The 26,098-nt window shown below is 64.1% G+C and carries 20 protein-coding genes; 9 read left to right on the forward strand and 11 right to left on the reverse strand.

From position 1 onward, the window contains the following. The first annotated feature begins 115 nt into the window (after positions 1-115). Together AB5Y53_RS03810 and AB5Y53_RS03815 are read left to right on the forward strand one after the other, a co-directional pair. Positions 116-1,840, forward strand: coding sequence for a proline--tRNA ligase (locus AB5Y53_RS03810; RefSeq protein WP_124244076.1), 1,725 nt, complete (start codon positions 116-118; stop codon positions 1,838-1,840). Positions 1,841-2,036: 196 nt separating this feature from the next. After that, positions 2,037-2,666 carry a PolC-type DNA polymerase III gene (locus tag AB5Y53_RS03815; protein ID WP_368181151.1) on the forward strand — a complete coding sequence of 210 codons (630 nt, stop codon included), beginning with the start codon at positions 2,037-2,039 and terminating at the stop codon, positions 2,664-2,666. A 194-nt stretch (positions 2,667-2,860) separates the two neighbouring features. Here the strand turns inward: AB5Y53_RS03815 and AB5Y53_RS03820 are convergent, their stop codons facing one another. From AB5Y53_RS03820 to AB5Y53_RS03830, 3 genes are all read right to left on the reverse strand, one after another. Beyond that, positions 2,861-3,541: an SDR family oxidoreductase gene (locus AB5Y53_RS03820; RefSeq protein ID WP_069652447.1), complete on the reverse strand. Its 681-nt coding sequence runs from the start codon at positions 3,539-3,541 to the stop codon at positions 2,861-2,863. A gap of 18 nt (positions 3,542-3,559) precedes the next feature. After that, the gene (locus AB5Y53_RS03825) at positions 3,560-4,189 is read right to left on the reverse strand and encodes a TIGR04219 family outer membrane beta-barrel protein (protein ID WP_010672862.1); all 630 of its coding nucleotides are present in this window, start codon (positions 4,187-4,189) and stop codon (positions 3,560-3,562) included. 92 nt (positions 4,190-4,281) lie between these two features. Further along, positions 4,282-4,722, reverse strand: coding sequence for a copper chaperone PCu(A)C (locus AB5Y53_RS03830; protein WP_039039478.1), 441 nt, complete (start codon positions 4,720-4,722; stop codon positions 4,282-4,284). An 89-nt stretch (positions 4,723-4,811) separates the two neighbouring features. On the opposite strand from AB5Y53_RS03830, the gene AB5Y53_RS03835 reads away from it, so the two are divergent. Beyond that, positions 4,812-5,561, forward strand: a complete 750-nt coding sequence (locus tag AB5Y53_RS03835) for an enoyl-CoA hydratase-related protein (RefSeq protein WP_368181152.1) — start codon at positions 4,812-4,814, stop codon at positions 5,559-5,561. A gap of 2 nt (positions 5,562-5,563) precedes the next feature. On the opposite strand, the gene AB5Y53_RS03840 is transcribed toward AB5Y53_RS03835, so the two are convergent. Beyond that, entirely contained in the window at positions 5,564-5,992 is a 429-nt protein-coding gene (locus AB5Y53_RS03840; RefSeq protein WP_010672859.1) for a DUF2753 family protein, read from the reverse strand. An 85-nt stretch (positions 5,993-6,077) separates the two neighbouring features. Further along, positions 6,078-6,785: a ParB-like protein gene (locus AB5Y53_RS03845; RefSeq protein WP_368181153.1), complete on the reverse strand. Its 708-nt coding sequence runs from the start codon at positions 6,783-6,785 to the stop codon at positions 6,078-6,080. Between the two features lie 173 nt (positions 6,786-6,958). Here AB5Y53_RS03845 and AB5Y53_RS03850 point away from each other — a divergent pair, with 173 nt between their 5' ends. The 3 genes from AB5Y53_RS03850 to AB5Y53_RS03860 all read left to right on the forward strand — a co-directional run bounded on the left by AB5Y53_RS03850 (position 6,959) and on the right by AB5Y53_RS03860 (position 10,684). Continuing rightward, positions 6,959-8,563: an ABC transporter substrate-binding protein gene (locus AB5Y53_RS03850; RefSeq protein WP_368181154.1), complete on the forward strand. Its 1,605-nt coding sequence runs from the start codon at positions 6,959-6,961 to the stop codon at positions 8,561-8,563. 110 nt (positions 8,564-8,673) lie between these two features. Beyond that, the gene (locus AB5Y53_RS03855) at positions 8,674-8,973 is read left to right on the forward strand and encodes a hypothetical protein (protein ID WP_323922242.1); all 300 of its coding nucleotides are present in this window, start codon (positions 8,674-8,676) and stop codon (positions 8,971-8,973) included. Between the two features lie 151 nt (positions 8,974-9,124). Beyond that, positions 9,125-10,684, forward strand: coding sequence for a PAS domain-containing methyl-accepting chemotaxis protein (locus tag AB5Y53_RS03860; RefSeq protein WP_042864414.1), 1,560 nt, complete (start codon positions 9,125-9,127; stop codon positions 10,682-10,684). 96 nt (positions 10,685-10,780) lie between these two features. On the opposite strand, the gene AB5Y53_RS03865 is transcribed toward AB5Y53_RS03860, so the two are convergent. Beyond that, positions 10,781-12,001, reverse strand: a complete 1,221-nt coding sequence (locus AB5Y53_RS03865) for a DEAD/DEAH box helicase (protein ID WP_368181155.1) — start codon at positions 11,999-12,001, stop codon at positions 10,781-10,783. 146 nt (positions 12,002-12,147) lie between these two features. Continuing rightward, the gene (gene tpx / locus AB5Y53_RS03870; RefSeq protein WP_010672853.1) at positions 12,148-12,648 is read right to left on the reverse strand and encodes a thiol peroxidase; all 501 of its coding nucleotides are present in this window, start codon (positions 12,646-12,648) and stop codon (positions 12,148-12,150) included. 253 nt (positions 12,649-12,901) lie between these two features. Between tpx and AB5Y53_RS03875 the strand changes: the two genes are divergently transcribed. Then, positions 12,902-15,319 carry a zinc/cadmium/mercury/lead-transporting ATPase gene (locus AB5Y53_RS03875; RefSeq protein WP_368181156.1) on the forward strand — a complete coding sequence of 806 codons (2,418 nt, stop codon included), beginning with the start codon at positions 12,902-12,904 and terminating at the stop codon, positions 15,317-15,319. 193 nt (positions 15,320-15,512) lie between these two features. On the opposite strand, the gene pulA is transcribed toward AB5Y53_RS03875, so the two are convergent. Then, positions 15,513-19,565, reverse strand: a complete 4,053-nt coding sequence (gene pulA / locus AB5Y53_RS03880; RefSeq protein ID WP_368181157.1) for a pullulanase-type alpha-1,6-glucosidase — start codon at positions 19,563-19,565, stop codon at positions 15,513-15,515. 261 nt (positions 19,566-19,826) lie between these two features. On the opposite strand from pulA, the gene AB5Y53_RS03885 reads away from it, so the two are divergent. Beyond that, positions 19,827-20,228 carry a hypothetical protein gene (locus AB5Y53_RS03885; RefSeq protein ID WP_201927438.1) on the forward strand — a complete coding sequence of 134 codons (402 nt, stop codon included), beginning with the start codon at positions 19,827-19,829 and terminating at the stop codon, positions 20,226-20,228. 15 nt (positions 20,229-20,243) lie between these two features. On the opposite strand, the gene dmeF is transcribed toward AB5Y53_RS03885, so the two are convergent. Beyond that, a complete protein-coding gene (gene dmeF, locus AB5Y53_RS03890; protein WP_103260817.1) occupies positions 20,244-21,185 on the reverse strand; it encodes a CDF family Co(II)/Ni(II) efflux transporter DmeF in 942 nt (313 codons plus the stop codon). A gap of 71 nt (positions 21,186-21,256) precedes the next feature. On the opposite strand from dmeF, the gene AB5Y53_RS03895 reads away from it, so the two are divergent. Beyond that, positions 21,257-21,532 (forward strand): metal/formaldehyde-sensitive transcriptional repressor, encoded by a 276-nt coding sequence (locus tag AB5Y53_RS03895; RefSeq protein ID WP_041214512.1) that lies wholly within the window; start codon positions 21,257-21,259, stop codon positions 21,530-21,532. 28 nt (positions 21,533-21,560) lie between these two features. Here AB5Y53_RS03895 and bcsC read toward each other — a convergent pair whose 3' ends face one another. Next, a complete protein-coding gene (gene bcsC, locus AB5Y53_RS03900) occupies positions 21,561-25,001 on the reverse strand; it encodes a cellulose synthase complex outer membrane protein BcsC (protein ID WP_368181158.1) in 3,441 nt (1,146 codons plus the stop codon). Then, positions 24,986-26,095 (reverse strand): cellulose synthase complex periplasmic endoglucanase BcsZ, encoded by a 1,110-nt coding sequence (gene bcsZ, locus AB5Y53_RS03905; protein WP_234936730.1) that lies wholly within the window; start codon positions 26,093-26,095, stop codon positions 24,986-24,988. Before bcsZ ends, bcsC begins: the two co-directional genes overlap by 16 nt. Between the last annotated feature and the right edge of the window lie 3 nt (positions 26,096-26,098).

Below are 26,098 nucleotides of genomic sequence, written 5' to 3' on the forward strand. Positions count from 1 at the left end.
CCCTCCCCCCAGCGCCGCTGAATTTAGCCCTTGGGCCGGGGGGCTTCGCCTGTTAAAATTCCGCACTTGAAATTTTCCAGGGCCAAGCCGCCCGAACTAGCGAAGGTCTACCGCGATGCGTACCAGCCAATATCTGCTTTCCACTCTCAAGGAAACCCCCTCCGACGCTGAAGTTGTCAGCCACCAGCTGATGCTGCGCGCCGGGATGATCCGCAAACTCGCTTCCGGCATGTACGCCTGGCTGCCGACCGGCCTGCGGGTCCTGAAGAAGATTGAAAACATCGTCCGCGAAGAGATGAACAATGCGGGTGCCGTCGAAGTGTCCATGCCGGTGGTACAGCCCGCCGAGCTGTGGCAGGAGTCCGGCCGCTGGGATGACTACGGCCCCGAGCTGTGCCGCCTGACCGACCGTCACAACCGCCCCTTCGTGCTGGGTCCGACCCACGAAGAGGTGATCACCGCGCTGGTCCGTTACGAAGTGAACAGCTACAAGCAACTGCCGCTGAACCTCTACCAGATCCAGACCAAGTTCCGCGACGAAGTGCGCCCCCGTTTCGGCGTGATGCGTGGCCGCGAATTCCTGATGAAGGATGCCTACTCCTTCCACATCGACAAGGCTTCCCTGGTCGATACCTATGAGAAGATGCATGCGGCCTACTGCACCGCCTTCACTCGCATGGGTCTGAACTTCCGCCCGGTGCAGGCCGATACCGGCTCCATCGGGGGCACCGGCTCCCACGAATTCCAGGTGCTGGCCGAGAGCGGTGAAGACTTGATCGCCTTCTCCGATACATCCGATTACGCCGCCAACATCGAGATGGCCGAAGCCCTGGCACCGGCTGGCGAGCGCGCTGCCGCAACCAAAGCCCTGACCAAGGTGGCCACCCCGGCCGTCCACACCATCGACGAAGTGGCCGCTTTCCTGAACGTGGCGCCGACCGCCATCGCCAAGACCCTGCTGGTACTGGCCGAGGAAGACGAGCACGGAAAACAGGCTGTCATCGCTCTGGTACTGCGTGGCGACCACGAGCTGAACGAAATCAAGGCCGAGAAGCTTTCTGGCGTGGCTAACCCGCTGACCTTCGCCAATGACGAACAGATCAAAGCGGCCGCCGGTTGCGACGCAGGCTCCATCGGCCCGGTCGGCTTTGCCGGTCGCATCATCGTCGATCGCAGCGCCGCCCATCTGAGCGATTTTGTTTGCGGCGCCAACGAGACCGGTTTCCACCTGACCGGTGCCAACTGGGATCGCGACATCACCTCTTTCGAGGTTGCCGACCTGCGCAACGTGGTAGAAGGCGACCCGAGCCCGTGCGGCCAGGGCAAGCTGCTGCTCAAGCGCGGTATCGAAGTGGGCCACATCTTCCAGCTGGGTACCAAGTACTCCGAAGCGATGAAGGCGAGCGTGCTGAACGAAGGCGGCAAGTCCGTCACCATGGAAATGGGTTGCTACGGTATCGGGGTTTCCCGTCTGGTGGCTGCCGCCATCGAGCAGAACAACGACCAGTACGGCATCATCTGGCCGGACGCCATCGCCCCGTTCGAAGTGGCCATCGTGCCGATGAACATGCACAAGTCCGAGCGCGTGGCCGAGCAGGCGCAACAGTTCTACGCCGAGCTCAAAGCCGCCGGTGTGGACGTGCTGTTTGACGACCGCAAGGAGCGCCCGGGTGTGATGTTCGCCGACATGGAGCTGATCGGTGTGCCCCACGCCATCGTCATCGGTGACCGTGGTCTCGACAACGGCGTGGTGGAGTACAAGTGCCGCCGCTCCGGCGAGAAGCAGGAAGTGGCCATCGGCGAGATCGTTGCCCTGCTCAAGGCCAAGCTGGGTCGCTGATAACGCGACATACCGCCTTTCGCTTTTCATAGGAAAGCCCCGAGTGCCACGGCACTCGGGGCTTTTTATATGGCTCTCAGCCATGATGCACAAAAATGCGTCTCCAGCGTGAACCAATGAGATAACTGCATTGCCCTGTACACGGCACGGCTGATTTCCTAGACTGGCGCTCTTTACCCAGCTTGCCCGAGAAGTTATGTCCTTCGCCTCAGCCAATACCGTTGTCGTGCTCGACTTCGAGACCACAGGGCTTTCACCCGGACAAGGGGATAGAGCCATCGAGATCGGTGCCGTCAGAATCAAGGATGGCCATATCAGTGAGCGTTTCTCGGCATTGATGAATCCGGGCTTCAACGTGAGCAGCTTCATCGAGCAATATACCGGGATCAGCAATGCCATGCTGAAACAGGCTCCCCCCTGTAACGAGGTGATGGCGGATTTCGTCGACTTTATCGGTGATGACAATCTGGTCGCCCACAACGCCTCCTTCGACAAGCGCTTTCTGGATGCGGAAATAGAGCGATTGCCGGCGCAATACCGCGGCCAGTTCGCCTGTTCCCTGCTGCTATCGAGGCGCCTGTTTCCCGATGCCCCGGATCACAAGCTGGGTACCCTGGTGCAATACCGGAGTCTGCCCAATGATGGGGTGTTTCACCGTGCCCTGGCGGATGCCGAGGTGACGGCCCACCTCTGGCTTGCCTTGTTGGAAGAGCTGGCGTGTCGACATGGCATTATCGACCCGGACTTTGAATTGCTGCTGACCCTTGGCAAGAAGCCAAAACAGGTGATTCCATCCTTCCTGCGGGAATATGCGACTCGGAAATAATATGTGCCGACATGCATCATCAACCATCCACGCCATGTCGGCACTGAATTTACCCACCTTCAAATCCATGATGGCCCGGCGTAAAGAGAGGCAGGCAAGCAGATAATTTAGCACTGCACATCAATGAAAAAGCGCGCCAAATGGCGCGCTTTTTGTTTCCTTGTCATCTGGCGACGGGGCCGGTTCACGGCGCTTCAGGCATTGCGACCGATGAAGAGATCGGTCACATGGCAGCTGCTTCTCGCGGCCAGCGCATCCAGCATGTAGGCTGCCGCGTCTTCCGGCGTCATGAAGCCGCTCGGGTCCACGTGATCCGAATTCTCCCAGAACTCGCTGCGGATCCCGCTCGGATAGAGGTTCACCAGTCGCAGGGGAGCACTCTTCAGCTCGGCCCGCAAGGATTCGAGAAAGCCGCGCATTCCCCATTTGGAGGCGCAATAGAGGCTCTCGTTGGCCTTGCCGGTCTGGGCTGCGGAGGAGAGCACATTCGCCAGCACCCCGCCCTTGTCACCGATGAGGCGCACCGTCTGCTGGGCCACCAGTATGGTGGAAATGAGATTGCTCTCCACCACCCGGCGGATCTGCTCGGCGGTGTAGACACCCACCGGGCCAAACTCGCCGACACCGGCACAGTGGATCACCATGTCGGGCAGGCCGCCCCACTCCACCGCAGCGGCAAAGGCGACATCCACCTCTTCGTGGTGCGCCAGATCGGCGGCAATGCCGATCACCGCCTTGCCGAGCAGCTCTTCCTGCTCCTGCAGTTTCTGGTAACGGCGACCCATCATGGAAACCTGATGGCCGCGTTCAACCAGCCCTATGGTCAGGGCGCGGCCCAGTCCGGACCCCGCGCCAGTCACTATGATGTGGCCCATGTGTGCTCCTCAGGGAGATCAGAAGGTGAATTCACCACCGATGAACCAGCCGTCGATGGTCTGATCGACGCGATCGAAGTCCATCTCGGCCTCACGCCAGCCGGCGCGGATCTTGAGCGGCACGGAAGAGAACTTGTAGGAACCGCCCAGACGGTAGTCGTAGTTGTCGGCATCCTGCACCCGCATATCGCCAAACGCCGCAAAGCCGGTCCCCGGGATGCGTACTTCACCCCCGGTGTAGGCCATCAGCACATCCTTGTCATAGGAGTAGTGCTGGGTGTTGAAATCACCGTCGTAGCGACGACCGGTCAGACCCAGATCGATCTGGAACAGATCGTTGTTGAACAGGCGATAGTAGAGGCTCAGGTCGTAAGCCAGCAGATCGTTGTTGAAGCTGCCACCGCTGCTGCTGAAGTCGGACATTTCAAACTTGGCGTTGGGCAGCAGCAGGATGCCGTGCTCCAGTTGCAGGTAGCCGCTCCAGTTGTAGTTCTCGTCGTAGCTGCCATCGGCACCCACGCTGCTGACCTGGCCACTTCCCTGGGCATTCCACAGATCGGCACCCGCCGCAAAACGCCAGTCATTGGCGGCCATGGCCCCATGGCTGAGCAGGGCCATCACAGTGCCGGCAATCAGGGTCTTCTTCATCACTTCGCTCCATTTTGGACTGGAAAGGCCATCATTTTACCCGCTGGGCAAGGAATACCTAGAGTAAAAAGCTGAACAAGCGTCCATAAATGTCAGTGCTTCATCCCTTTCATGGGCTCGACCGGCTTCACGGGCAGGCTCAGTGACAGCGTCTGACCATCGTCCAGAGTCAGGGTCAGCGGGAAGGGCGTGCCCTGGGCCAGGGTATGGATGTCGAACAACATGATGTGCAGGCTGCCGGGCTTGAGCACGGCCTCCCCCTTGGCCGGGATCTCGATGCTCTCCACCTGGCGCATCTTCATGACGCCGTTCTCGTGCAAATGGGTGTGCAGCTCGACACGGCCCGCCTCAGGGGACGCACCCGCCACCAGTTTCACCGGTTTGTCCCCATCGTTCCTGAGCACCATGAACGCCGCCGTGTTCGGCGAGCCAGGGGGCAGCAGGCGCACATAACCATCGACCGCGTCGACCTTGGCCAGGGCCGGGGCGGCCAGAAGCAGTGCCATGGTGGAATAAAACGCACGTTTAAACATGGTTGAAATCCTTTTATGATGTTGTTAAACGAGACAAAGCTTACCCCTGTGGCAAGCTTTTGACAGCCCCCGACAACAAGGATTCAGACATGGCCCTCACAATTCTGGCCGAACAGCAGGACGGCTTGCTCACCCTGACCTTCAATCGACCGGAAAAGCGCAATGCCCTCAACACGGAGACGTATCTGGCGCTGACCGACGCACTGCGCCAGGCCGCCCGGGACGAAGAGGTCCATGTGCTGCTGTTTCAGGGCCAGGTGGAGTGCTTCACCGCCGGCAACGATCTGGCCGACTTTGTTGGCAAGCACGCCCTTGAGCCGGACGATCCCATCCTGCAATTTCTGCACACCCTGGCCGACTTCCCCAAACCGGTGATCGCCGCCGTGGGCGGCCCGGCAGTCGGCATCGGCACTACCCTGCTGCTGCACTGCGACCTGGTCTATCTGGGTGACAACGCCCGGCTGCAGCTGCCTTTCGTCGAGCTGGGACTGGTGCCGGAGTTTGCCGCCAGCCTGCTGCTGCCACGCGCCGTCGGTCACCTCAAGGCGGCGGAGCTGTTGCTGCTGGCAGAGGCCATCGATGGAGAAGAGGCGCTGCGTCTCGGGCTCGCCAACCGGGTGCTGGCCCCGGCGGACCTGCTCCCCTTCGCTCGGGAGCAGGGACTGAAACTGGCGGCCAAGCCGCCGATGGCGCTCCAGAAGAGCAAGGCGCTGCTCAAGCAGGAGCTCAAACAGGCGGTGCATTTCGTCATCGACCTGGAAGCGCGCGCCTTCGCCCAGGCCCTGCAAGGGGAAGAGGCGCAAAGCCGCATCGCCAGCAAGCTGCAAAAACGGCGCTGAACTCAGTTGAGACGGAACCGGCCTATCAACTCGCAGCCCTGCACCCTGTCCTGCACCTGGATAAGCCGGGCAATCTCCGGATTGGGATGGCGCTTCAAGAAGGAGAGCAGGGCGGCGCGACAGCAGCCCAGCTCACTGATGAGGGATTCGCACTCCCGGTTGGGGCACTGGGGCACCAGGGCGGTGACCAGCTCGGAGGCGAGCTTGAGGTAGCGCAGTTCATAGGCGGGCTCTTCCATGGCACGCCAGAAATCGGCCATGCGGTGACAGGTGGCGACCCGCATGCTGGCCAGTTCGTCCAGATCCCCAGAGGCCAGCTCATACACTTCCCCCAGGGCCTGCTGATAGAGGCAGATCGCCGTGCCCAGAGCCCCCATGCCAAGGGCGTTCTCCGCCTCCAGCATGTAGCGTTGCCAGTTCTGATGTTCCATGTTCCTCTCCTTTGCCGACACGAGTGGAGTTTGTATCATGGCCAATCGAGAACAAATATCAACCAGACCCTTTGTGCAGGATCCCTCAACCCGCCGTTCTGGGCTGATTGACGCGACACTGCTTGCCGGGGTAACCAGGTAGATCCGCCGCCTTGCTGCTGCACGCCAGCCGTTTGGCTTCGGCGAGGCGATCCGCGAGGTTGACCTCATCGATCGGCTGCCAGGCCATCTGCTGGCCGAGCCAGCTGGCCCAGGCAAACTCGACGAAGTAGACCTGATCCTTCTTGCTGAAGTAGCCCGCATCCTGCAACAGCCCCGCCAGGGTGCGGTAGGGATAATCCGGCAATTCACCGATATGACCGGGCAACTGCTCGGGAGTCAGGGGTTGACCCCGTTCATCCTTGAGCCAGGCCCAGTGGTTGTTCTGCATCTGGCTCCAGAAATTGGCCCTGTCCTGCAACCGTGCAATCACCTTGACCCTGACCTGCTTCACCCCCTGCTGCCACAGCGCCTTGGTCAGGTGGTGCCTGTCCACCAGCCAGTAACCCCCATCCGGCGCGATGACGATAGGGATCTCTTTCTTTTTCATCAGTTTGTCGAGCTGCTTCTCGCTCTTGTCCGCCAGCTCCCGGGCAGTGGTATCCACCTGCAACTGCCCCACGCCGCCCTGGGTGGGGTGCAGCGCCTCTATGTTCACCTCGCACCAGCTTCCCACCGGGCTGCTCTTCTCGCACGGGGACAACGCCCAGGCGCCCTGGGTCAGCACGCAGACCAACAAGATCCATGCTCTCATCATTCTCTCCTTTTCCTGGCGCTCACGGCGCCCCTTCGTTGACAGCCGCATCGGATATCATGGGACTCATGCTGGCGGTCTGACCAGCAAAGGGGATATCATGATTTCCCATCTGCCGGCGATGCATTCTCGCCGAGTTTTCTCCCCGCTTCACACATTTTGAAGGATTCACCATGAAAGGATGGAGCCCCCTGCTGGCCCTGCTGGGCTGTGCCTGCGTCCAGGCCGCCGATGTGCCGCCCGGCACCCCACTCGCCGCCGAACAGGCCGTCGTCCGTCATCTCAAGGATGAACCGGCGAGCCTGAGCCCCCTCAAGCTGGTGGGACTGCCGGAGCTGCAGGTCCTCAGGGACCTTTACGAGGGGCTGCTGACCCAGGGGCCGGACGGCAAGGTGCTGCCCGGGGTGGCATCCCGCTGGGACAACGAGGGGAACCAGACATTCACCTTCCACCTGAGGCAGGATGCCCGCTGGTCCAACGGCGACCCCGTGCGCGCCGCCGACTTCGTCTATGGCTGGCGCAAGCTGGTTGACCCCAGGGAAGCCGCCACTTTCGCCTGGTTCGCCCAGCTCGCTCGCTTCGACAAGGTGGACGACATAGTGGCAGGCAAACTGGCCCCCGATGCACTCGGGGTGAAGGCCGTCGATGACCATACCCTGAAGGTGACCCTCTCCCAGCCGGTGCCCTATTTCCTGAGCCTGCTGACCCATCCCAGCCTGTCGCCCCTGCACCAGGCCAGCATGGAACAATATGGCAACCAGTGGACCCAGCCCGGCAAGCTGGTGGGCAACGGCGCCTTCGTGCTGAGTCACCGGGTGGTGAACGAGAAACTGGAGCTGACGCCCAATCCCTACTACTGGGATCGCGCCCACACGGTGCTGACCCGCGTCACCTTCGTGCCCATCAACCAGGAGAGCGCGGCCACCCACCGCTATCTGGCCGGGGATCTGCACATCACCGAATCCTTCCCCAAGGAGCAGTACCAGAGCCTGATGGCCCAGATCCCGGGGGAGGTCTATACCCCGGAACAGCTCGGCACCTACTACTACGCCTTCAACACCCAGCGCCCGCCCCTCAATGATGTACGGGTTCGCCAGGCGCTCTCCTATACCATCGACAGGGGCCTGATTGCCGACAAGGTGCTGGGCACCGGGGAGAAACCGGCCTACCACTTCACCCCGGACGTGACCGCCGGCTTCGACCCCAAGCCCAATCTGCTCTCCACCAGCAGTCAGCAAGCGCTGGACGAGCGTGCCAGAGCCCTGCTGAAAGAAGCGGGCTACGGCCCAAGCAATCCCCTCAGGCTGACCCTGCTCTACAACACGGCGGAAATTCACAAGAAGATGGCGCTGGCCATCGCCAACCTGTGGAAACAGAAACTGGGGGCCCGGGTCGAGCTCACCAACCAGGAGTGGAAAACCTATCTCGACAGCCGTCAAAGCGGCCAGTTCGAGGTGATCCGCTCCTCCTGGGTCGCCGATTACAACGACCCCTCCGCCTTCCTCGGGCTCTGGGGATCGGGCCACAGCGGCAACATGGCCCGGTTCGCCAACCCGGCTTACGACAAGCTGCTGGCGCAGGCGGCCAACAGTCAGGATCCCGCAGAACGAGCCCGCCTGTTTGATGAGGCCGAGGCCATCTTGCAGAAGGAGGCCCCCATCGCCCCCATCTACCAGTACACCAATGCCCGGCTCATCAAGCCCTGGCTCAAGGGGTATCCCATCAACAACCCGGAAGATGTGGCCTACAGCCGTCAGCTCTACCTCGTCAAACACTGAGTCCGGGGAGGGGTCGGGACATCTGACCCCTCCTGGCACTGTTCCTGTTCAAGTTCCCGGCATAAAATGCCGCCTCTTTTCATTCATCAACCCCGTGATCCGATCCTGCCATGCGTGCTCTGCTCCTGATTGCCCTGTTTGTTGCCCTTCCCGCCAAGGCCACCGATGAAACCGAATGCCGCCAGGCCTTCCTCGAATGGATGTTGAGCCAGCAGAAGCAGTTCAGCGACCGCAAGGCCAGCAAGATGGAGCGACGCAATGCCGAACGAGCCATCGATCAGGCCCGGGATGCCTTCGCCAAGCAGGAGAGTTTCTGCCAGGCCATGGCCTGGGTCGCCAGCGCAGAAGACAATGACCCCCGCTTCAAGCCGAGGACGGGGGAGATCCACGACTTCACTCCCCGCGGCTGAGCCGCCATCTACGACTTTTTTCAGCCTTTCCCGTGTTGATTTATTGACCCAAGCCAAGGTGGTGCAACAGTCCGCATCTACAATGACGCCGTAACAATCACAAAAATAAAAAATAATTTTATCAGTTACTTGGCTCATTCAGGATGCGCACATGACCACAACCCGGCACGAAGGGGAGATCCGTTTCCCCGATCACATATCACTGATCTCGACCACGGATCCCGCCAGTCACATCACTTATGCCAACCAGCACTTTTGCGATGTGGCGGGCTACAGCGCGACCGAAATGGAAGGGGAGCCCCACAATCTGGTCCGCCACCCCGACATGCCCAAGGCCGCGTTCGCCGACATGTGGCGCCGCCTGCAACAAGGCAAGAGCTGGATGGGGCTGGTAAAGAACCGCGCCAAGAGTGGTCAGTTCTACTGGGTCAACGCCTACGTCACGCCGATTCTCAACGATCAGCAGCAGATCATCGAATACCAGTCTGTCCGCACCCGTCCCCAGGATCACGACATCGCCTGGGCAGAGCAGCTCTATGCCCGGATCCGTGACGGCAAGGCACTGCCCTGGCTGACCCGGCTGACCCTGGAGCCGGGGCAGCTGTGTCTGCTGCTCTCTGGCACCGCCCTGCTCGGCATGGGGGCCAGTCTGGTCACCGGCCAGCCGGGGTGGGGAGTCATCACCCTGCTCTGCTTGCTGGCCCAGATGGGGCATGGCTGGCATCTGCAACGGCGGCTGGCCAGACTGCTGGCCATGGCGGGCGAGGAGCAGGGCAGCGCCCTTTGCCAGGTACTCTATGCCAGGCGTCAGGACAGCCTGGCCGCCCTTGAACTGCTGCTGCGCATGAAGAAGGCGGAGCTGCGCGCCGTGGTAGGTCGCAGCGCGGACACCAACCAGCAGATCCTGCAGGCGGCGGAAGATGACAGGGGGCATATCCAGACCATAGACACTCACCTGCAACAGCAGCGGGCCCAGAGCGAGCAACTGGCGGCGGCCATCACCCAGATGAGTCAGTCCATCCGCGATGTGGCTGACAATGCCCACCAGGCCAATGCGCTGGTGGGCGAGGTCCAGCAGGTGTCCGCCAGTGGCCAGCAGGCGCTGGCCACCACCCGGGATTCGGTCGACAGGCTTCATCAGGAGCTGGACGCCAGCCAGGGCGTGCTGGCGCGCCTGACCCAGGACAGCCAGAAAATCAACGGCATTCTGGAGGTGATCGGGCAGATTGCGGATCAGACCAACCTGCTCTCCCTCAATGCGGCCATCGAGGCGGCACGGGCCGGTGAACAGGGGCGCGGCTTTGCGGTGGTGGCCGACGAGATACGGGCCCTGGCCCAGAAGACCCGCAGTTCCACCGGCGAGATAAGCGACATGATAGGGGCGCTGCAGCAGAGCACCCGGCAACTGTCCGATGGCATGGAGCAGGGGGCCCAGACATCAGTGCTCTGCCAGCAGCACATGGGGGCCACCGCCGAGGTGCTCGACCAGATCAACCGGATGCTGGCCCGGGTGACCCACACTAGCGACGAGATAGCCCAGGCGGTGAGCCAGCAGGCGGATGTCACCAGCACCCTGGATCAGGGGATCCACCAGATCCACCAACTGGCGAGCCACACCGCGGACAACAGCCGTCAAGCCCTCGATGGCATCACCCTGCTGGTGGAGCGGCTGCAAAACCTCTCCCGCCTGATCAACCAGTTCCACGACTGACCCCCTTGCCGTGTAGTTTGGCGCGCCCCCGGGCGCGCTGCCGATCTCTCCTCTCCTTCACGACGACAGGCTCCCGCCGGGGGCAAGAAGTCCGTCTCAGGATTTGCCCTTGAACTGCTTGATGCTGCGCTTGCCCTGGGTGCGACGGTTCGCCTGCTTGTCTCTTGGCGCCCGTTTGCTCTCCCCGCTGGCGGGTTTGTCGGTCACCGGGAAACCTGCCAGCGCCGCCAGGGGCAGGGGCCGACCGGTCAGGGCCCGGATCCCCTCGAGCGCCTCCCCATCCCCGTGGCAGGTAAGGGAGATGGCCAGACCGCTCTGCCCGGCACGGGCGGTACGACCGATACGATGCACGTAGACGGGGGCATGGTCCGGCAGATCCAGATTGATCACCACCGGCAATGCCTCCACGTGGATGCCGCGCGCCATCAGGTCCGTGGCCACCAGCACCCGCACCCTGCCCTCCTTGAAATCCGCCAGCGCCTGCTCCCGCACGGCCTGATCCTTGTTTCCGTGCAGGGCCGCCACCGTCATGCCAGCCCTGGCGAGTTTCTTGGCCACCCCGTCCGCGTCGTCCCTGGCACTGATGAAGACCAGCACCTGGGGCCACTCTCCGGCCTCCAGCAGGGCGATCAGCGCAGGCACCTTGCTGCTCCTGTTGACCAGATAGAGCCGCTCCTCGATGTCGCTCACCAGGCTGTTGAGCGGCTCGGCCTCGATGCGCACCGGATCCTGCAGCAGGCCCGAGGCCAGGCTCTCCAGCTCGACCGGCAAGGTGGCGGAGAAGAGCATCTGCTGCCGCGCCTCCGGCATCGCCTTCATCAGCCACTGGATATCGGGCCAGAACCCCATCTCCAGCAGGCGATCCGCCTCATCCAGCACCAGCATGCGCAGGGCACCCAGCCCCAGCGCCTGCTGGGCCAGCAAGTCTCGCAACCGTCCGGGTGTCGCCACCAGCAGTTGGGGGCCGAGAGCCAGTTCCCGCTCCTGCCACTCCTGGGCCACCCCGCCACACAGGGTCAGAAGGCGCACCCCCAACCCGTCGGCAATCTCCTGCAGGGCGGCGCTCACCTGGCTTGCCAGCTCCCGGGTGGGGACCAGTACCAATCCCTGTACCCGGTCGCTGGCTGCGTCCAGCCTCTGCAGCAGCGGCAGGCCGAATGCCAGGGTCTTGCCACTGCCGGTCCTGGCCAGGGCAAGCAGATCCCGTCCTGACAAGGCAGCAGGAATGGCTAGCTGCTGAATGGGGGTCGGTTTTTCCAGCGCGGCGGGCAGCAGGGGCAACAGGGCGGGGTCAAGGGCGAGTTCGTCAAACGTCATGGGGATCGCAGATACAGGCTGAACGAGGATGTGGAGGCGAAGTCTAGCCAGACCCACCCCATAAGTAAAAGGTTCGGGAGCGCAATAAAAACGGCCTGCCCCGTGTGAACGGGGCAGGCCGTCAGGCAATCAGCCTGTGGCGCGACTTACAGAACGGCCAGGGCGGCGGCGTAGTTCGGCTCGTCGGCGACTTCGGCCACCAGCTCGCTGTGCAGCACCTTGTCGTGCTCATCCAGTACCACGATGGCACGGGCAGCCAGACCCACCAGCGGGCCGGAGGAGAAGGCCACGCCGTAGTCCTGCAGGAAGGAGACACCGCGCAGGGTGGAGAGGTTCACCACCTTGTCCAGACCCTCGGCGCCGCAGAAACGGGCCTGGGCGAACGGCAGGTCGGCGGAGATGCACAGCACGACGGTGTTGTTCAGGGCGCTTGCCTGCTCGTTGAACTTGCGCACGGAAGTGGCGCAGGTCGGGGTGTCGACGCTCGGGAAGATGTTCAGGATCTTGCGCTTGCCGGCGAAGGTCGCCAGGGTCGCATCGGACAGATCGCCAGCAACCAGGGAGAAGGGCTTGGCCTGCTCACCGGCAACGGGGAAGTGGCCGGAGACGGAGACGGGGTTGCCTTGCAGGGTGACGGTATTGCTCATGTTAGGTCCTTGATAATTGATGTGGGATCCAGGGTCCCCAGTATAGGCCCGCCACGGGATGACAAACACCCGCTAATGAAAGGGATTTGGCATCCCTTTGCATCCCCCTGCTCCAGGGGCAGATCAGCGGCCACTGGCATGGACCCGGACAAAGAGGAGAAGAGGGCTTGACCTTGGACTTTACACCAAGGTTTACACTCGGCTCAGTCATCCAGGATCCCGCAGGGGCGGGATCCCTCAAGAGGAACGCATCATGAGCAAATCCTGCTGCAGCCATCAACACGCCGCCGCCCCCATCAAGGCCGTCAGCAAGGCCGTCACCCCACAGGCCGAGCACAGCCACACCAGCCACTGCTGCGACAACGGGGCACAGGCCAGTGGTGTCGCCAACCCGACCCACCACGATCATCAGGGGCAAAGTGGCGCAGACGGCCCGGGTGATGAAGAGCCCCCCAGAGGCGCTTGCGCCACCGACACAGCCCACGACCACGACCACGACCACGATCATCATGAGCAGGGGCACGCCCACACGGCCGCCGCGACCGAGCCGCCGCTGACGACCCCCGAGCAGAACAGCCGCCGCCATAGCTGGCAGGTGCTGGGCATGGATTGTCCCAGCTGTGCCCGCAAGATAGAGACCGCCGTCAGCCGGCTGGAGGGCGTACAGCAGGCTCGGGTGCTGTTTGCCACCGAGAAGCTGGTGGTGGATCTGGCCCCCGGCCTCTCCCCCGACCCCGTTACCGCCGCCGTGCTGGCCGCCGGCTTCCAGCTCAAGAGCGAGCGCAGCGGCAAGCAGCAGCCCGGCCGCGAGCGCGGCCCGCTGCAGACCCTGCTCGCCAAGTATTGGCAGCCCCTGTCGCTCGCCGGCTTGATGGGGATGGCGGCCCTGCTGCCGAGCCAGATCGGTCAGCCGCTGTTTACCCTGGCCACTCTCTGGGGGCTGTGGCCCATCTCCCGCAAGGCGTGGGCACTGACCAGAAGCGGCTCCCCCTTCGCCATCGAGACCCTGATGACGGTCGCCGCCGTGGGGGCCCTGTTCCTCGGCGAAACCGCCGAAGCGGCCATGGTGCTGCTGCTGTTCATGCTGGGGGAACATCTGGAAGCCTACGCCGCTGGCCGCGCCCGCGCCGGGGTCACCGCCCTGATGGCGCTGGTGCCCGACAAGGCGCTGCGCATCCGCACCACTGCCGAGGGCGAGGTGCGGGAAGAAGTCGCTGCCGACCAGCTGCGCCCCGGTGACATCATCGAAATCGCCCCGGGCGCCCGCCTGGCCGCCGATGCCCGCCTGCTCGACCCCCTCGGCGCCTTTGACGAGAGCGCCCTGACCGGCGAATCCATCCCGGTGGAGCGCCGCCGGGGTGACAAGGTCCCCGCCGGCAGTCTGGCGGCGGATCGGGTGCTGCGCCTCGAGGTGGTGTCCGAACCCGGCAACAACGCCATCGACCGCATCCTGCACCTCATCGAGGAGGCCGAGACCCAACGCGCCCCCATCGAGCGCTTCATCGACCGCTTCAGTCGCTGGTATACCCCGGCCATGATGCTGGTCGCCCTGCTGGTGGTGCTGGTACCGCCGCTCGCCTTCGGCCAGAGCTGGGACGAGTGGGTCTATCGCGGGCTGGCGCTGCTGCTGATCGGTTGCCCCTGCGCCCTGGTCATCTCCACCCCGGCGGCGGTCACCTCGGCGCTGGCGGCAGCCACCCGGCAGGGGGCCCTCATCAAGGGGGGCGCCGCCCTGGAGCGCCTCGCCCACATCGATACCCTGGCCTTTGACAAGACCGGCACCCTGACCCTGGGCAAGCCGCAACTGACCGAACTGGTGAGCCTCAATGGCCAGCCTGAGGCCGACCTGCTGGCGCTGGCGGCAGCCATCGAGCAGGGCTCCCACCACCCGCTGGCCCGCGCCGTGGTGACGGCGGCCAGCGAACGGGGCCTCAGCCTCGCTGCCGCCCAGGCGCTGCGCGCCCTGCCCGGCATGGGCGTGGAAGGTCGCATCGACGGCACCCTCTGGCAGCTGCTGGCACCGAGCCGGGTCGCTACTCTGGATGCCGCGATGCAGGCCCGGGTCGCCACCTTGGAACAGCAAGGCAAGACGGTGGTGGTGCTCGGTCAGCCTGACGCCACCCCGGCCGCCCTGCTGGCCCTGCGCGACCAGATCCGGCCGGAGGCGGCTGCGGCGCTGCAAGAGCTGAGCGAGCTCGGCCTGCAGAGCATCATGCTGACCGGTGACAACCCCCGCGCCGCCGAGGCCATCGCCGGCGAGCTCGGCATGGGCTGGCGCGCCGGCCTGCTGCCGGAGGGCAAGGTCGATGAGATCGCCAAGCTCGGCCTCAGCCAGAAAGTCGCGATGATCGGCGACGGCATCAACGACGCCCCGGCCATGAAGCGGGCCAGCATCGGCATCGCCATGGGAGGTGGCACCGACGTGGCGCTGGAGACCGCCGATGCGGCGCTGACCCACAACCAGCTCGGCGGGGTCGCCGCCATGATCCGGCTCTCCCGCGCGGCGCTGGCCAACATCCACCAGAACATCGCGCTGGCGCTGGGGCTCAAGGCCATCTTCCTGGTCACCAGCCTGCTCGGCATCACCGGCCTGTGGATTGCGGTGCTAGCCGACACCGGCGCCACCGCCCTGGTCACCGCCAACGCTCTGCGCCTGCTGCGAAAACGCTAGGCCGGCCGTAAACTGCACAACCAACAGCCGCTCCAACGGGGCGGCTTTTTTATTGCCTCGCCCACAGCAAAGAAAAAGCGCGGCTGCCGGTCGGCAGTCGCGCTTTGCTTACTCTCTCGGTGTTATCCCGCCCTTGGCGAGGCGGAATTCAACCCGGGGCTGCCGAGCCAGCCCCGGGCTCGATGGGAAAGACTTACTTGGCGCTGCACTCCTGGATGATGACGCTGCCCACCTCGCCGGAAGTCTGTGTCGGGTCAACCTTCACCAGGAAGCTCCACAGACCCTGTTCCAGCGTGATGCTGTTGTTGCCCATGCCACCGTCGCCGTGCTGGAGCGGGTAAACCTGCTCGGGCTCCAGTGCGATCAGGGTGCCACCGGCATCCTTCACGAAGAACTGCTTGCTCCAGTTGCCATCGTCGTTGGCAAACTTGAAGTCAAAGCTGCCCGCGTAGTTGAAGGCGGCCTGGTAGATGGCGAGGTTGCCTTCCATCCCCTTGTAGCTCAGCTGGTAGGCCGGCTGGGCGTTCCAGTCGCTCAGACTGCCGCGCACATAGAGCGGGAAGCCGAGCGGATTGCCCGCGACGGTATCCAGCACCTTGCAGCTCTGCGCCGGTTCGGTGTAGCTGACGCTCAGGGTGGGCTTGTCCTTGTTCATAGCGGTGAAGACAAACTTGTAGGTGCCAGCCTTCTCCACGTTGAACGGCAGATCCCCGCCATTGGCACAGAGCGTATTGACCTGGCCGGTCGCAAGCTGGTCGGTATCGCTGCACTTGCCGTAATTGACGGGGCCGCTCCACTCGTTGCCAGCGATCTTCACCTGGGTCGACCCCAGCTGATCCGCCGTCACCTCGGTGGTGAACTCATAGGTGAAATTGCCACTGAAGTTCATCTTGTTGACCGGATCCCACTGATTCAGGAAACCGCGCACGAACACCTCGGTGTCACCGAAGGGAGGCAAGGTGCTCAGATCCGTCTTCTTGCTCACCGGCAGCCCCGCGCCCTGGGCACCGCTCTGCGGCTTGATGAACACCGCCGCCGACCAGGCGCCAAGGGTCAGCTGACCGCTGTCATTGGCCGCCCCGCTGGCGATGCTGTCGGAGTCACGGTGGGCACCGCTCAGGACCATGCCGGTCAGATCGATGGGCTGATCCTTGCCGTCACGGAAATCGCCGATGCTCTGGGGCTGATTGGTGGCGTTGATCATCACTACCAGGCCGTCGATGGCCGGATCCAGATCCGCACCGGCGCCCACCCCGTCATCCACGCTCATCACGATGAGACCCGGGATCTGCTCAGGGCCGGTGTTGCGGAAGTCGACCCGCTTGATCACCTCGGCGCCGCTGCCAAGACGCAGCAGACGAGAGGATTGACGCAGTTCGGAGAGCTCCTGGTAGAAGTTCACCATCTGATGCATCTCGGCCGAACCCGGCTTGGCGTGCTGGCCAAGCACCTGCTCGAGCAGCTCGTAGTTGGCCTCGTCCTTGTCTTTGCGCGGCAAGCCCTTGTTGAAGTTGTTGTCGCCCAGGGTGTAGTCGACCCGGTTGTACCAGTCACCGGAGTCGTAGCTGTCCCGCTCCATGGACTTGGAACGCAGCAGCTCGACACCCGCGTGGGTGAAGGGAATGCCCTGACCCAGCATGGCGGTCGCCAGAGAGACCCCCTGCATCCGCACCAGGTCGGCCCCGTCGGGTGCCTTGTACACCAGGTTGTCGAACAGGGTCTGGTTGTCGTGCTTGTCGACATAGTTCTGGATTTCGGTCGGATCCTGGGCATAGCCCGCCGGTTGACCGTTGTAGTCGATGTCGGAGCCTTTCTTCGGAATGCCGTCCTTGTCGGTCAGCACGAACTCCTTGAGGTTGCCCGCCATGCCGAGGCGCACCAGATCGGACTGATGCAGGGCGGTGGCGAGATCGACGCCGTCCAGCTCGTTGGCATCCACCAGGGCGCCGTTGCCAAAGCCCTGGGTCTTGCGAATGGCTTCGCCGCCGTCGAACGGGCTGCCGCCGCGCACCGCATCACGCAGCCGGTCGGAGAAGGAGCCGATGCCGGTACCGGCCAGGTGCTTCTGGGTCGCCTGTACGAAGCGCTTGTCATCCTGTACCTCGCCGAAGTTCCACCCCTCGCCGTAGAAGTACATGTCCGGATTGACCTTCTTCACCTCGGCCAGGGCCTGCACCATCTGATCTTTCGGGTGATGGCCCATGAGGTCGAAGCGGAAGGCATCGATCTTGTAGTCCCGCGCCCAGGTGACCAGGGAGTCATCCATCAGCTTGGCGAACATGGCGTGTTCCGGCGCCGTGTTGGAGCAGCAGGTGGAGTTTTCCACCGAACCGGTCTCCGGATTGAGGCGCTGGTAGTACCAGGGCACAATCTTGTCGAGCACGGATTTGGAACCGAGACCCGCTTCGTTGGTGTGGTTGTAGACCACGTCCATCACCACGTTCATGCCGATGTTCTGCTTGATGGCCTGCACCATCTCGCGGAACTCCTTGATCCGGGTCGTCCCCTCCGCATTGGTGGCGTAGGAGCCTTCCGGGGTGGTGTAGTGGTAGGGGTCATAGCCCCAGTTGAAGGAGTCCACCCCGCGCAGGTAGCCGTACAGCTCCTGCACCACGGGGTTTTCCTTGCTGTCGCTGGCTTGCAGATCACCGAGCACGGCTTCGATGGTCTCGCCGCCACCACAGTGGCTGGCAAACCTGGAGTTCTTGACCTCGGGATTGACCTCGCACAGCTTGCTGAAGTCATCACCGATGTTGGCCACCTTGGCCGGATCTTCGTTGACGGTGGCGATGTCGAACACCGGCAGCAGGTGCAGGTGGCTGACGCCGCTCTTGGCCAGGGATTTCAGGTGGGTGACGGGCACGCTGTCGCTGTCGGTCAGCCCGAGGAACTTGCCGCGGTGCTCCACCGGCGTCGACTCGTCGTTGCCGGTCAGATCCCGGACGTGGGCCTCATAGATGGTGATGTCGGCGGGGTTCTTCTGGCTGTGGGGCGCCTTGAGGCTGTCCCAGCCTTCCGGCTTGAGGGCCGGATCGTCGAGATCCACCACCTGGCTGAACTCGGAGTTCATCGCCAGGCTCAGGGAGTAGGGGTCGGTCACCTGATAGGATTCCAGCTTGCGGCTGACCGGGTGATAGACCTGGATGTCGTAGCGGTAGTATTTGCCGACAAGATCGCTGCCCCCCTGCACGCTCCAGCTGCCGCTGGCCTCGTCCAGAGTCATGGCGCGCTCGCCAAGCGACTTGTGCTGCTCGTCGAACAGCGCCAGCTTGACCGACTTGGCAGTCGGTGCCCAGAGCCGGAAGGTGACATTGCCTCCCTCCACCACGGCGCCGTAGGCCAGCTTGGTAGCCGCTTCGCTGTAAAGGGCATCGAGGGCACCGGCACTCTGCACCAGGGTCGCCCCCTGCAGGATGCCGTCCGCATCGGTCCCGATGGCGACCAGCTCACCCTTGAGCAGGGGCTTGAGATCTTTCCCCGCAGGCAGGGCGAAGGCGGCGGCATCCTTGAGGTGCGGGTATTTGGCCTGCTGCTCTTCGGTCAGGCTGGTCGGAGTCAGCTTGAGGTAGGGGAAATCGAATACACCCTCGCTGTTTGCGGTGATGGTGCCTGACTCTGTGTAGTAGAGGCGCACATAGGGCTTGTCCTTGCCCCCTTGCCAAATCAGGGTGTTGTCGTCGATGAGGTGGGCACTGGCCCCCGCCACGCCGAAGGCGGCGGTGAAGGCTTCCGCCCGGCTGCCGAAGATCTCGTTCTTGCCGGCGACGATGGCCACGGTGCGATCCGGGTGATCGCTGAAGACCACCTTCATGTCGCTGCCGGTCAGGTTCGCGAGATCGCCGTTGCGGGCGATGAAGTTGATGCAGCCTTCCATCTTGGAGAGCGGTACGACCCAGGCCGGACCAAAACTGTCCGCCGCGGACGGCGTCTTGCTCTTGTCATCCCAACCGGTGTTGAGGCCGCCCTCCGAGGTCGAGTTGCAGGCATCGTTGTTCCACAGGTGCAGGCTGTGGCTGGCGAACGGGCCGGTGACACCGCGCGCCGCGCTGGTCTGGGTATCCACCAGGGCGATGACCGCTTCGTCGGGGCCGGCCGTCAGCAGTTCGGCCGGGGGCTGGACGTTGGGAAGACGAGCGACGGGCTCATCCTGAGGGGCAGGAGCAGAAGAACTGTTGTCGTTACAGCCTGACAAAAGCGCGAGCAGTGAGGCTGTTACCAGCGCCACTTTGGTCTTTTTCATATCCATTTTTTTATAATTCCCGCTGTAGTTAGTCTCGATATCCGAGTACCCGGTCATTGCCGAGCGGTGTCATATTAATCAGCGGGAATTGCCGTAAATGTGAGCGGATGGGCAAAAAAAACCAATCCGCATCAACAAGATAACGTTTTCATAACGAAAATTCGATCGCGCTCACAGACCTGGCACCGCTTTCGGCCCATACCAGCGGGAAGAGGGGAGCGAGTGACGAAATCAATGTCCAATCAAATGGATAGAGGGGGCTGGGTGATGAAACGGATTGAGGAGCAGGCCAGGCGGCTGGACCAGGAGTATCAGGGCATTGCCCAGTTGTTCGATCAGTTCTGCCAGCAGGCCGGCGTGCTCGCCGAACGCTATCACTTCTTCAACTGGCCGGATTATGAAGAGAGCCCTCCCCTCGCCCGCGCCTTCACCCTGCTGGGGGAACCACGGGAGCTGCGGCTGCGCTGTCAACCCGGCGAGAGGGGGTCCCTGAACGGCCTCCTCCAGGTGTGTGGCGAGGAAGGCAAGGTCCACGCCAGCCTGGGCTTTCGTGCCGACGGCCACCTGCTGCTGGAGCCGGGCCGCCTGCTCGACGACCCGCCGGGACTGCTGCTGAGGCTGATGCTGGGCTCCCTCTGGCAGGATCAGGGGAGCGAGCCTCCCCGCTGACACCCGCCAGGGGTGTCAGTCGGCAGACACTTCGATGGTCAGGTGCACCAGCTCCTCGTGGATGGCGAGGCGCTCGCGGATCGCCTGTGCCGGGACCGGGGTCGCCATCTGCAACGACATCGCGGCGGCATACTGCATCTGCCCCACCCGCCAGACGTGCAGATCGCGGATCTCGGCGCCAGGCAGCTCGGCAATCACCTCGCGGATCTCGTCCACCAGGGGCGCATCCATCTCCGCATCCAGCAAGACGCGCCCGGTATCACGCAGCAGCCCCCTGGCCCACACCGCCACCAGCACGGCCCCGGCGATGCCCATCAGGGGATCCAGCCAGTCCGCCCCCCACAACATGCCTCCCACCAGCGCCAGAATCGCCAGCACCGAGGTGGCCGCGTCCGCCAGCACGTGGAGGTAGGCGGCGCGCAGGTTGAGATCCTGATGGCCGTGGTGGTGATCGTGCGAGTGGTCGTGATGACCGTGATGGTGGTCGTGACCATGGTGATGGCCGTGATCGTCCCTGAGCAGCCAGGCACAGGCCAGATTCACCAGCAGGCCCAGCAGGGCAATGCCGATCGCCTGCTGATAATGGATGGGGCTGGGGTCCAGCAACCTGGCCACCGACTCGAACAGCATCAATCCCGCCACCCCCACCAGCAGCAGGGCGCTGCTGAAGCCCCCCAGCACCTCTATCTTCCAGGTACCGAAGCTGAACCTGTGATCCCGCGCGAAGTGGCGGGCAGCGCGATAGGCCAGCACCGAGAGGCCGAGGGCCAGGGCATGGGAGCTCATGTGCCAGCCGTCGGCCAGCAGCGCCATGGAGTTGTAGAACCAGCCGCCACCGATCTCCGCCACCATCATGACGACAGTGAGCAGCACGGCCCAGCGGGTCTTCTGTTCGGCCAGGGGATTCCCTTCGTGGACGACGGGGTGGTGGCAGTGGGATGAGGCGAGGGATGGCATGGATTTCTCCTGAAAACAAGGATGCTATATACTATACCCCAGTATAGTTTTATTAATCGAGAGGATCCTGGATGTCACACACGGTTCACGACAAGAAGAAGCTGCTGGCACGGGTCAGGCGCATCAAGGGACAGACCGGCGCCCTGGAGAGCGCCCTGGAACAGGAAACAGACTGCGCCGCCATCCTGCAGCAGATCGCCGCCATCCGCGGCGCCGTCAACGGCCTGATGCTGGAGGTGCTGGAGGGACACATGCGCGAGCATCTTGGCGCCGAGGAGGCGACCCATGCCGAGCGGCTGGAGGATCTGGATCAGGTGGTGAGGGTACTGCGTTCCTATCTGAAATAAGGGCGCCCGGTGATGACGGGCGCCCCTGTCAGTCGAAGTCCGCGTAGGGGGTGAGAGGCCTTGGCGGCATGTCGAGATCCCCTTGCCAGGGCTTGAAGGTGTAGCGCAGGAACAGGGTGACATGGCTGGGGGCATAGTCATCCGCCTGCTGGATGTCCACCCGGCCACCGATGCGCCAGTGTTCCGTCAGCCTGTGTTCCACCACACCATTCAGGGTGTAGCCGAATCCACTGCTACTGCCTCCTTTCACAGGCGCATTTCTGTCTGGCAAACCGGCGGGCAGCAGGCCTTCCAGCGGGTAGCGACGGCTGTCGTCGGTTCGGGCGTAGGACCAGGATCCCGATCCCCCCAGCTCCCATGACCAGTCCGGGGTACGCTGCCGGTAGCTGACCGGCACCGAGAGCGAGAAGTACCCCTGCGGGCTGTAATACCCCCCCTGCCCCAGGGTATAGCCCCCCAGATCCTGCTGGTAGTGCCACAGCATGGTGCTGATCCCCACGCTGGCACGGCGATGGGTCTCGTTGACGAACTTGTAATAGCCCCCTCCCATGAGCCGGGTGCGCCAGTTGTCGGGCACGTTCTTGCCGGTCAGCAGGTGCTGCTGGGCGCTGCCCCAGAACCCGACGGCCCCTCCCAGATCCCGGCTGAGATCGAGGCGGACCCCGTTCGCCCGCACCCCGCCCCAGCTGATGCCCGTGCCCGGATCCACCGTTCCCCCATAGGAGAGCAGCGAGCTGCTGACGGGCCGACGCGAGAGGGTCATCCCCCACCCCAGCGTGTGCCAGTCACCGGTCAAGGTGGCGCCCCCGACCCAGTCCACCACCTCGAAACCGAGGGGCGTGGTCCCCAGATCGAACGCCCAGGCCCCCCGCTGCCAGCCTGCCGCCAGGGTGGTCCCCCGGCTCTGCTGGTGCGCGTCCCCGCGGCAGTCCCTGGCCGCACAGGTACCGAACTGCGCCCGGTAAGGGGAGTCCGGCAGATCTCCGGCATCCATGTCGACCAGTTCAAGGCGGCCGAAGGCGGTACCACCGGCCAGCGGCGTATCCAGTTGCGCCATCTGGGTCAGCGCCCGCAAATCCGAGTAGCCCCCGGTACCGCTGGAGCCCCAGTAATCGCTGTCGAGGGAGAAGGTGGTCTGGCTCTGCCGGTAATGCCTGTCGAGATCGCTGCGCAGGCCGGATGTCAGCCACCCCTCCCCATCCTGACTGCGGGCCAGCCGGGTCAGCTCGCCCCCCTCCAGATCCTCGCGGGGGGCCAGACCTGCGGCCACCAGCCCCTTGCGATCCCGCACCAGGGCCTCCTCCACATCATGCTCGGCAACGCGCTGGCGGGCGGCATCGCGCCAGAACAGTGCCGCCTGCTGGGAGGCCGGTTGCAGCGCCACCAGGGGTTCGTAGTCGGTGAAGATGGCGCGGGCTGTCTCGCCCTCTCCCAGCGCCTGATAGAGATTGGCTACCCGGCGGTAGTAGTTGGCCCCCTCAGGGGGCAGCGGGCTGACCGGCCAGGCGGGCAGCCAGTGACGGGCCTTTGCCAGATCGCCCCTGGCCTGGGCCAGTTCGGCCATGCCAAGCCTGGCCTCGGGCTGTTGCGGCGTGCGGGCAAGTACCTCCTGATAGCGCTGCTCCGCCAGTGCATAGGCCCCCCGATCCGTGGCCCACTCCGCCAGCATCAGGCTTACCTCTTCATCCGGCTGCAACGGCTGAAGCAGGCGTTCGGCCCCCTCATCATCCCCGGCCTCGTGACGCGCCCTCGCCCTGGCGAGCACCTCGTCACGGGCGAGGCGCTGATCCAGCGCATCCATGTCCTGTGTCCAGCCGGACCTAGGGATGGCGGCCAGCACCCCTCTCGCCTCCACCATCTTGTCCTGCCCCGAGAGATAGAGGGCGGTGGCGTAGCGCAGGGTGGCATCCTGCGGGTGCGCCGCCAGCCGTTCCCGCAAGAGCAGCTCCCCGCTGCCAGCCTCCCCGAGGCGGGCCCGGGTATCGGCCACTCGATAGGCCAGCCACACCTCTTCCGGGGTCAGCGCAAGTGCCTGCTCGCGAAGGCGCAGCGCCGCCGCCAGCTTGCCGGTCCGATCGAGCTGATCGGCCTCCTCCTGCAACAGCCCGGCCTTGAGCCGCCGCCCTTCGGCCTGCATCCCGGGGGTGCCCTGCTGCTCCAGCAGGGCCAGGGCACGTGCCGGATCCTGCTCCTTGTAGAGATCGAACAGGCGGGCCAGTGCCCGCTCCCGCGCGCTCCCCATGGCGAGCGCCTTGCGGTAGGCGGACTCCGCGTCGGCATCGCGATGACGGCCACGCTCGCTGTCTCCGAGCCCCAGCCAGGCTTCGGGTTCACGCCCATCCTGGGCGATGGCACGGCGATACAGGGTCGCCGCCTCATCCCACTGCTCCCGTTCCAGGGCGCTGCGCCCCTGGCTCACCAGCAGCCAGTAGCGGTTGGTGGCCAGCAGGTTGCGCCATTTGTCCTTGTCGGTCACCTCGGGGTGTGCCAGCACCCGTTCAAACTGGGCGATGGCCAGCGCTCGCTGATCGTTGCGGGAGTAGGCCTGCCCGAGAGCGCCCATGAGTTCAGGATCCCCCGGGTTGGCAGCCAGGGCACGCTGCAAGCGGGAGATGGAGGCACCACCTCCCGCTGTGCTTGCGAGCGCCGACTGGCGTGCGCGATAGGCGGGCGAGGCCCACTTCTCCTCCTGGGCCGCGAGCAGCTGTTCCGCCTTGGTGGTATCCCCTTCGCCAAAGAGCACCATGTACTCCTGCAAGGCAGCGATGCTCCCGGGACCGATGGGCAGGGATTCGATGTCCGCGAGCCAGATCTCGGCGGCCTCGTCCCGCTGATAGGGATCTCGTGCCATCTCGCGCAACAGGTTCTGCGCCCCCTGGCGCCGACCCTCCGCCAGATAGAGGCGAGCCAGCCCGCCCCGCACTCTGGGCTCACCCGGATATTGCCGGTTGAGTGCCTCCAGGGCCGCCAGCCCCTTTGCCTTCATGGCCGGGATCCGTGTCTGCAACAGGGCATAATCCACCGCCACGTCGAGATTGGGGGGCAAATCACCGGAGAACAGGGAGCGATAGAGACGCTCGGCCTCCTCCAGCCTGCCGGCGCTGGTCAGCAGCCTGGCTTGTTGCAGTTGCTGGCGCCTGGCCGGTTCGTTCAGGGCCAGGTTGGCCATGCCCTGACGATAGAGCGCAGAGTCGGGGTCTTGCTTGCCAAGGCGGGCCAGCAGTGCCCCAGCCTCCTTGACCTTGCCCTGGCGCAGGGCCTGACGGGCCTGGGCTGCCAGCAGCTCCGGATGATCGGGCTCCACCAGGGAGAGAGAATAGAGGCTGTTGCTGACGAGATCTTCCCGCCCACGGGCCTCGCCAATCCTGACCTGCTCCAGCAGCCAGGCCACCGGCTGTACCGTCCCTTGCGCCAGGGCTCCGCTCATCAGGCAGGCGAGCAGGCACCCCAGGGTCACTCTGCCTGACATGACTCGCTCCAATCCGGCTGCAGGGTACCGTCGGCGGCAAAGCGATAACGCCCCTGATCCCAGCCTGCGCCGAACAGGGTCAGCACGCTGCCGTAGTAGGCATCCGCATCCAGCCCGTGATCGGAGACCTGCTTGCGCAAGGTGACCTGCGCCGGCAAGCCCCGTGACAGGGGCAGGAGGGCGGCGGCAAAGCCGCTCGGCCCCTTGCCCTGAACCTGTCCACTTTGGCTGGAGACCCGCTCGGGAAGATGACCCGATTCGGTCAGCTGCGCCAGCATGGGGGCAAAATGGGCCACCAGGGAAGCCCTGGCGGGATCCTCCTCGCTCAGCATGCCGAGCCAGAGATAGACGCGGATGGCGTCATAGCCACCGGTGTCGCCCTTGTCCGCCGTCACCTGCCATCCCTTGTCGGCCTGCCAGTCCACCCAGTCCGGCGCAAAGCCTCGGGGCGCACTCTCCTGCAACAATTTGGGCAAGAGGGCCCGCATCTCGCCCCAGGGCCCCTGGAAGGAGGCGAATCTGGCCAGCAGTTGTGGAGGCAGATAGCTGGGATTGAGGGTCCAGCGTCCCTCCCCTTCATAGCCTTTCGCCCCGGGCAGCAACACGGGGCCGAGACCCGGCAGCGTGGCGACCTCTTCCCGGGCGATGCGGCGCAGCAACAGGGTGCCGAGGGCAGAGTAGCTGTGGTTGTCCCACAGGCGACCTGCCTCCAGCAGGCTGTAGGCTATCCAGAGATCCGAATCGGACGCGCTGTTCGCGTCCAGCACGCCCCAGTTGCCGTCCTGCTGCCTGCCCCAGAGCCAGGATGGCAGGAAGCCGGTCAGATCCCCGCGGGCGAGCTGCCGCTCCGTCCAGTCGAGCAGGCGGGCAAAGGTCTCCCTGTCATCGTTGACCAGGGCGAAGAAGAGGGCATAGCTCTGGCCTTCCGAGGTGGTGATGCGGCGCCCGTCGGCAGGATCGATGACCCTGCCCTCTTCGCTGATGTAGTGCTGGCGAAAGTGATCCCACTCCGGCCAGTGGCAGACGGCCTGCGCCGGGAGGGAACAAAGGGCCCAGAGGAGCAGGGCACCACAGACATTTTTCATCTGAGTCATCTC

The sequence above is a fragment of the Aeromonas sp. R7-5 genome (assembly GCF_040908015.1).
Classification (GTDB): Bacteria; Pseudomonadota; Gammaproteobacteria; order Enterobacterales; family Aeromonadaceae; genus Aeromonas; species Aeromonas caviae.